This window comes from Streptococcus sp. 4155, assembly GCF_013276695.1.
GTDB classification, from domain to species: domain Bacteria; phylum Bacillota; class Bacilli; order Lactobacillales; family Streptococcaceae; genus Streptococcus; species Streptococcus pseudopneumoniae.
Genome location: NZ_VMLM01000071.1, coordinates 1 through 6,248 on the forward strand (window position 1 = coordinate 1; position 6,248 = coordinate 6,248).

At 43.3% G+C, this 6,248-nt stretch carries 8 protein-coding genes and 1 pseudogene; all 9 read left to right on the plus strand.

Translation table 11 applies throughout. The features are described 5' to 3' along the window. Nucleotides 1-20 precede the first annotated feature (20 nt). Nucleotides 21-3,041 (plus strand): tail fiber domain-containing protein, encoded by a 3,021-nt coding sequence (locus HT715_RS08865; RefSeq protein ID WP_172922917.1) that lies wholly within the window; start codon nucleotides 21-23, stop codon nucleotides 3,039-3,041. Then, entirely contained in the window at nucleotides 3,034-3,240 is a 207-nt protein-coding gene (locus tag HT715_RS08870; protein ID WP_000368698.1) for a hypothetical protein, read from the plus strand. Before HT715_RS08865 ends, HT715_RS08870 begins: the two co-directional genes overlap by 8 nt. Then, entirely contained in the window at nucleotides 3,237-3,770 is a 534-nt protein-coding gene (locus tag HT715_RS08875; protein ID WP_055356734.1) for a hypothetical protein, read from the plus strand. Before HT715_RS08870 ends, HT715_RS08875 begins: the two co-directional genes overlap by 4 nt. Beyond that, complete coding sequence (locus tag HT715_RS08880) at nucleotides 3,763-3,915, plus strand: hypothetical protein (protein WP_000036642.1); 153 nt, start codon at nucleotides 3,763-3,765, stop codon at nucleotides 3,913-3,915. Before HT715_RS08875 ends, HT715_RS08880 begins: the two co-directional genes overlap by 8 nt. A 10-nt stretch (nucleotides 3,916-3,925) precedes the next feature. Beyond that, nucleotides 3,926-4,204 (plus strand): hypothetical protein, encoded by a 279-nt coding sequence (locus tag HT715_RS08885; protein WP_000134981.1) that lies wholly within the window; start codon nucleotides 3,926-3,928, stop codon nucleotides 4,202-4,204. Between the two features lie 15 nt (nucleotides 4,205-4,219). Further along, entirely contained in the window at nucleotides 4,220-4,696 is a 477-nt protein-coding gene (locus HT715_RS08890) for a hypothetical protein (RefSeq protein ID WP_023937788.1), read from the plus strand. A 6-nt stretch (nucleotides 4,697-4,702) separates the two neighbouring features. Further along, complete coding sequence (locus HT715_RS08895; RefSeq protein WP_138707417.1) at nucleotides 4,703-5,023, plus strand: hypothetical protein; 321 nt, start codon at nucleotides 4,703-4,705, stop codon at nucleotides 5,021-5,023. Between the two features lie 5 nt (nucleotides 5,024-5,028). Further along, entirely contained in the window at nucleotides 5,029-5,811 is a 783-nt protein-coding gene (locus tag HT715_RS08900; protein ID WP_000067166.1) for a hypothetical protein, read from the plus strand. Nucleotides 5,812-6,151: 340 nt separating this feature from the next. After that, nucleotides 6,152-6,248, plus strand: a pseudogene (locus tag HT715_RS12465) (phage holin); the annotation flags it as partial.

Below are 6,248 nucleotides of genomic sequence, written 5' to 3' on the forward strand. Positions count from 1 at the left end.
TAACTGCACTGACGAACAGAATGGAAGGGAAAGCTAACAAATCAGAAGTCAGGCAAACAGCAGAGACTCTGACGAGTCAGATAGACCGTATACAAGAAGAGAGCTCTACTCGTATTTCAACAATGACCTCTCGTTTTAATCAGCGCGCTGATGCGCTTGATGCTGGAGTGAGGCGTTTGACTGAAGGTCTCAGAACCAAAGCGGATATCAGCTCCCTCAATGTGACTGCTGAGAATATTAGGCAGTCTGTGAGGAGGTTAGAAAGAGATACCCAGAGCCAACTAAATCAGAAGCTTAGTACGGCTGAATTTGAGGTGCAGGCTGGCTCTATCCGTCAGGAAATCCTGAACGCAACCAAGGACAAGGCAGATAAGACATTGATTAGGGCTGAAGCAGGGAAATTACGAGAAGAATTTTCAAATATGCAAGTTGGTGGTCGGAACTATTATCGTGATTCCGAGAAAATTCAACAGTCTCGTTTTGGTTTTGTGTTTGATAATCTAGATCCCTATCTTTCAAAGTCCGATATTGGGACAACTTGGACTCTCTCGTTTGATTGTAAACTCGATGAAGTTGATGGTTCTTTTCCTTTCCATATGTCGCATGGTGGGGCGAATGGCTTTGGTATAGAGGGACAAAAAGAGTTCACTGCGACTAGGGAGTGGCAGCGATTTAGGCTTACAGGTCCGGTATTTTTTAAAGAGGATGCGCCCTCTGAATCCAAGCTACAGATGACCCTATTCAATTCAGATTTAGGATACGGAGGAACTCTTTTCATTCGTAGGATTAAACTTGAAAAAGGTACCCTAGCGACAGACTGGAGTCCAGCGCTTGAAGACACCAATGGTCTCATCACACAAGCTAAGGCTAGCTTTGAGCGAACAGCGCAGGAATTGCGAACGGATTTGTCGGCTGTTCAGGCCTATGTTACTCAAGATGGTCAAAGACAGGAAAGCTTACAGCGCTATACTCGTGAGGAGAGCACGAGACAAGCAAGAGCAGTTCGTGAGCAGATATCCAGAGATTATGTAGGGAAATCAAGCTATCAAGAAGACGTGGAGGGGATTCATCGGAGAATTGAAGGAGTTAAAACGAGTGCGAATAGAGAAATAACTAGCCAAATAGCTAGCTATCGTCAATCTGCCGACGGGACATTTAGGGATATTTCAAGCCAAATAACAACTTATAAGCAGGATATGACCAGGAACATTGCGAACCTATCCCATCAACTGGCAGGTAAGGTAGAGACTACTGACTTCCAGCGTGTTAAGGAAACCAGTGAACTTTACGAGCGGATTTTGGGCAATACTGAAAATGGAATTGCGGATAAGGTTGCTCGCATGGCTATGACCAATCAACTGTTTCAGGTTGAGGTTGGGAAATATAGTGTAAGCGGCCCTAACCTCATTAAGAATAGTGATTTTAAAAATGATACGAATAAATGGGTCTCAACTCAAAATTTAGGAAGATTGGTTAAGCATAGCTTTTATCACAACGGGCAGAAAGACCTTATGCGTTTAAGCAATGCAACTAAAAACAAAAACTTTTTGTCTAGTCACCGTTTTAATCTTGAACGAAATACTGACTATGTACTGAATTTTAGAGGATTTAACAACAGTGCTCTAGCAAGCTATGATGTTTATATTTTGGGACGAAGAGCAGACGAGAGCGATGGATTCACAATCTTTAAGAAAGTTGTTAGCAGCAAGAAACTATCTACCTCTAGATGCGAAGATGTCTCAGTAACTTTTAATTCCGGAGAAATGGATAATGCTTACATTCGTTTTGAGAACAATGGCTCATCATCAGGAACAGCTGATTTGTATATTACAGAAGTTGACTTGTACAAAGGTTATAAACCTAGAACATGGCAACCACATCCAGAAGATGCAGTCGCAGATGCGAATAAGAAGCTTGAAGCCACGCAAACAAAAATGACTCAGCTAGCTGGCTCCTGGTTGGTTCAAAACATCAACAGTGCAGGTGATTTGATTTCGGGTATCAATCTAGGAGCCAATGGTCATAATCGTCTTTCTGGGAAATTAACCCATATAACAGGCGAGACCCTGATTGACAGAGCAGTCATCAAGTCTGCCATGGTTGATAAGTTGAAGACAGCTAATTTTGAATCAGGTTCAGTAACGACAGCTGTTTTAGCTGCCGAAGCGGTCACAGCTGATAAGGTAAAGTTTGATCATGCCTTTATTCGAAAACTTATTGCCAACGACGCCTTTATTGGAGAACTAACTTCTAAACGTATCTTTGCGACTAAGATTGAATCAGTTGTGAATCGCTCGACTTTCTTAGAAGCTTATCAGGGTCAAATAGGAGGGTTTACAATTGGTCGTTTTGCTCAAGGAAGAGGTCGCTGGATTTCTGGTGTCAACCAATTCTCGGTCGGCATGGGAAACGGCGAAGGCGGAAGCTACAATGGCGAAAATACCGCATTTTGGGCGAACTGGGGTTACAGTTGGAACAGTCCTGGCCCCAATGCTTGGTATGTGACAACGTTAGGAAACATGCATTGCCGAAACGGAGCAAATTTCCACGGTAGGGTTGACTTTTCGAATTCATCGAGAGCAAACTTCTATGGGAATACTACTTTTTCTCGTTCTCCTGTGTTTTTAAATGGTATCGAACTTGGAAGTAAAGACGTCTTTGGTGATGGTTGGAATCCCAAAGGCGGAAGGAATGCGGTTGTTTGGTGGAATCAGGTCGGTAGTGGTAGCGTGAAGTATTGGATGGAACAAAAATCAGACAGACGCTTAAAAGAGAACATCACAGATACAGCTGTGAAAGCCTTGGACAAAATCAACAGATTAAGAATGGTTGCATTTGATTTCATCGAAAGTAAGAAACATGAGGAGATTGGTCTAATAGCTCAAGAGGCTGAAACCATCGTTCCAAGAATTGTCTCACGAGATCCTGAGAATCCAGATGGCTATCTACATATAGACTATACCGCTTTAGTTCCTTACTTAATCAAGGCCATTCAAGAATTAAATCAAAAAATAGAAAAAATGGAGAACAGACATGGATAATCACACAATCGACAAGCTAGTCGCTGAGTCGCTCGTCGACCGTTTGGCTGATATCGAATTGAACTATGCGCATTTAAATGTACACCATAGGCTGGCTTTGGCTGAATTACAGGCCTTTAAGGCGGTGCTGGAATATGACCCAGCGCTTAAAGAACTTTTTGACGAAACGCAAGCGAAAATGAAAGGAAATAAGGAATGAATTACGAAGTAGCAATCAATCCCTACTTGAAAGGTGGGGAAAATGTAACAGTTGTCGCAATCAAGATGGAAAACAAGGGGCGCTATTCTTATGAGCAGTGCGAATTGCCAGGTGACCACACACAGGATAGTGAGGACGCCCTTATCCAAGCGGTTTTGGAATTGGTTCGCACTGAACTTGACCCGACTAGTGCCATTGTCAAGAACCAAGAACAACTGGCTAAGACGACGGAAGCGCTGGAGAGAGCCAACCAGCTCATGGATGGCATGCAGAAGGTCAATCTCCAGAATGCTCAGGATATTGAGGATATCTTAGCGCGATTGGAAGAGCTGGAAGCTCAAGGAGAGTCTGATCAGGAGGAGGCAGAGGAGGACACCCCTCAGGTTACGGACACAGAAAACCAAGCTGAAGAAGCACAACCAACCCCAGCGGTAGAAGATAAGAAAGAAAGCGAGAAAGAAGATGATATTTCTGAAACGACAAACCAAGAGAGCCCTAGTGAAGACAATGGAGGTAGCAGCAATGAGTAAGATTACACTAGACCAAGCCAAAATCGACATGTACATCAACCTACTGGAACGTGGAGCAGTTGACTTTTCATGGGTACATAAACGCTGGAAAGACCGTGTGCGCAAGGAATTGAAGCGACGTGGTTTGAGCCACTTGGCAAACTAGCGAGGTGTTTATGACAGAGATTGAGCACTTATTAATTCGGTTTCTCTTTTCTCTGATTCCTGTGGTTGTCTTGTACTTTTCCATGAAGGACAGGGCAACCAAGCAGGAAAATCGCATGACAGCCATAGAAAAAGACATTGAGAACTTACGCGAATTTCGAATGTCGGCTAACAAAAGATTGGATAACCATGACGAACAAAATAAGGCTATTCTGGTGCTGGCTGAACAGGTCAAATCGCTAGGTGAAGATGTGAGAGAACTGAAAACCTTGATACAAAGTAAACAGTAAAGAAAGAGGTGCAGAATGGTCTGTAATCTCAATATGACCAATTTGCGGCAAATTGACGGTGGGCACCTGATTAAGCAAGGGGACTTGGCTTCCACCTTTGGTTTTGCCCTCTTAGACGAAGACTACCAAGTGATTTCCTCTCTGGAAGGGGAGGAGGCGCTGATCAGTCTGACCAAGGAGGGCTACCAGTGGAAGAAGCAGGTAACCGTTACCGGTCAAGGTGTGAGTTTTCATCTGGACGCTATCTTGCCCATTGGGAGTTATCGCTTGGAAATCACGGCTGGAGGCTATGTTTTCCCCAGTGATAAATCTGTCCATATCAAGATAGTGGCCTCAGATAAGGAATTGGTCACAGAAGAAGTCCACGCTTTAAAAGAGCTGGATATTGCAAAAGAAGTTGAGAAACAGCTTGCAGGTAGAACTGTAGGCGAGAGCCCAGTAGGTCAGGAATTGCCAGACCTGCTCTTTTATTACAATTTAGGAAAGGTGTAACACAAAATGGATACTACAAAATTAACAGCATTCGCACAGGCAGTGGGGGAAGATAACAAAAAGGTAAACGAAGAGCTGAAAACGAAAGTCAGCACGTCTGACATGAACCAAGCAATCTCTCAAGCTAAATCAGAGGTCAAGGCTGAAATCTTGGGTGAGGGGACGCCTGAGAATTTGGACACACTGAAAGAAATCGCGGAAAAAATCACAAGTATGGGACAAGATGAAAATAGCGCACTTCTTGGCAAAGTAACTGAAGTCAGCGGACGTGTAGACCAGATTGCCAACCTTGACTTGGTAGCGACTTATAACGCAGCGAAAGCGTGAGTGCTATGAGTAACCTTGAAAATCTAGCAAGAGCAATCGGTGAGGATGTCAAGGCTATCAAAGAAGACTCAGAGCTAAAGGATAGGGAGGTTAAGAAAAGACTGGACACCCTTGAGAGTAGACCGAAAGTCCATCCAGAAACCCTCGTTACAAAAGCGGAGCTGGAAGAGAAAGGCTACTTGACCTCCCACCAAGACTTGTCTACTTATGCCCAAAAATGGGAGTTGTACAATGATATCCCCATCAAGGCTAGGATTTCCGCCTTAGAAAATCGTCCATCATTCGATACGCTGACACCGACTCAACGGGATAGCTTAAAAGGGGATAATGGGCATAGTTTGAATGCCAGCGTTCGTATTGAGGGTTCTTATAAGAATGGCTCTACTAGCCGATTGAATTTGTTTGCGGATGTATTCTACGATGGCGAAGCAGTCACGAGCGGCTATACTCTTGATTATTACTACCGTGGTTTTGGCTATACAAACTGGCGTTCTTTGAGAAATCAGACCCCTGATTCAGCAGGAAAATTTGGCACATGGAGTGCTTCTCAGCGTTCTGGTGGTTGGTTTGAAGTTCGCATTGAAGTGAATTACAGAGGATTGAGAGCCTCTGCTTTTACCCATTTGGATAATGTCAACGATGGTGAACAAGGGCGAAGTGGAGTTCCAGGTCAGAACATTGTCAATCAGAACGGTTCGCAGGCACTCAACTATTGGGCCGGTACGCAAGAGCAGTACGATGCTATTACTACCAAAGACCCTCACACGATTTACGATATTTTTAAGTAGGTGAAGCTATGAGAGATAGAGTAAGAATCATGTTAGGAAGTAGAGAGATTGTCAAGCGCTATATTGGCGATAGGTTGGTGTGGTCGAGTGGACCGTCATTATTATTGGAAGTGTTAAACACAAGAATGTGGCAGTACTGGGGTGGGTACAATATTGATATTAAAGGTAATGATATTAAGGTTGCTGCTATACGATATGTACAACTCAATAATAGCAGATTAATAAGAATTCAGGCTGATATGTATAACCGAGGAGTCATATATCTAACTGGTACAAACTTAAGGGAGTATATAGGTAGCGTTAATGTTAAGTTTTATAGAGAATAGAAAGGAAACAACACATGACACAATTTAATGAATTTATTATCGCTTTTGCGACAGGCTTTTTAGCAGTAGCAGTAGGCAGTATCGTGAAAATGGTGAAAGACTATCTTTTGC

Bases quoted from the DNA above. Each gene is read 5' to 3' on its own strand.
- HT715_RS08865 (WP_172922917.1), top strand. From the start codon at position 21: ATGGAAGGGAAAGCTAACAAATCAGAAGTCAGGCAAACAGCAGAGACT.
- HT715_RS08870 (WP_000368698.1), top strand. From the start codon at position 3,034: ATGGATAATCACACAATCGACAAGCTAGTCGCTGAGTCGCTCGTCGAC.
- HT715_RS08875 (WP_055356734.1), top strand. From the start codon at position 3,237: ATGAATTACGAAGTAGCAATCAATCCCTACTTGAAAGGTGGGGAAAAT.
- HT715_RS08880 (WP_000036642.1), top strand. From the start codon at position 3,763: ATGAGTAAGATTACACTAGACCAAGCCAAAATCGACATGTACATCAAC.
- HT715_RS08885 (WP_000134981.1), top strand. From the start codon at position 3,926: ATGACAGAGATTGAGCACTTATTAATTCGGTTTCTCTTTTCTCTGATT.
- HT715_RS08890 (WP_023937788.1), top strand. From the start codon at position 4,220: ATGGTCTGTAATCTCAATATGACCAATTTGCGGCAAATTGACGGTGGG.
- HT715_RS08895 (WP_138707417.1), top strand. From the start codon at position 4,703: ATGGATACTACAAAATTAACAGCATTCGCACAGGCAGTGGGGGAAGAT.
- HT715_RS08900 (WP_000067166.1), top strand. From the start codon at position 5,029: ATGAGTAACCTTGAAAATCTAGCAAGAGCAATCGGTGAGGATGTCAAG.